The organism is Neisseria sp. P0019.S002, assembly GCF_051957155.1.
GTDB lineage: Bacteria > Pseudomonadota > Gammaproteobacteria > Burkholderiales > Neisseriaceae > Neisseria > Neisseria perflava.
Genome location: NZ_JBQCWS010000039.1, coordinates 1 through 600, shown reverse-complemented (window position 1 = coordinate 600; position 600 = coordinate 1). Strand labels below are relative to the sequence as shown.

2 protein-coding genes are annotated in these 600 nt (G+C 51.3%); both read right to left on the bottom strand.

What is annotated here, in order from left to right:
* Positions 1 to 89 precede the first annotated feature (89 nt).
* On the bottom strand, positions 90 to 401 hold the full coding sequence (locus tag ACTHTY_RS11415; protein ID WP_440367726.1) for a hypothetical protein: 312 nt from the start codon (positions 399 to 401) through the stop codon (positions 90 to 92).
* Positions 325 to 600: hypothetical protein (locus ACTHTY_RS11410; protein WP_440367724.1), on the bottom strand; the 276-nt coding region annotated here is incomplete at its 5' end. The genes ACTHTY_RS11410 and ACTHTY_RS11415, both read right to left, overlap by 77 nt.

The following is a 600-nucleotide window of genomic DNA, read 5'->3' as shown; positions in this document are numbered from 1 at the left end:
CCCCCCCCCCCCCCCCCCCCCCCCCCCCCACCCACCCCCCCACCCCCCCCCACCAACCCCACCACCCCAACCCCCATACAAACCCACAATCAGACACCCAAACAGACCACATCCCCCAAGCACACCAACAACAACAACACACCACCCAACACCAACACCAACACAACAAACAAACACAACACCAACAAAACCACCAACAACAACACAACCAAACCCACCAAAAAACAAAACAACCAAAAACCCCCACCCACTAACGCCAACGAACCAACCCACCAACACACCGAGCACCCAAACAAACAAACCAACAACAAAAACATCGATGCATCACACCAAAAACCACAACACCCCACACAACCACACACCAGCATACCCCACAACAACAAAACCACAAACAAAAACACCCAAAACACCAAAACACGAACCCGACAACCCACAAAACAAAACCACCCACAAAACCACCCACCAACACAAAAACACACACCCCCACAGCACAAACCAACACACCCAAACCAACACCAACAACCACACCCACCAACACAACCACAACAAACACAAAACCAACAACCAAAACAACCAACACCAACAACCACCCAACAACCA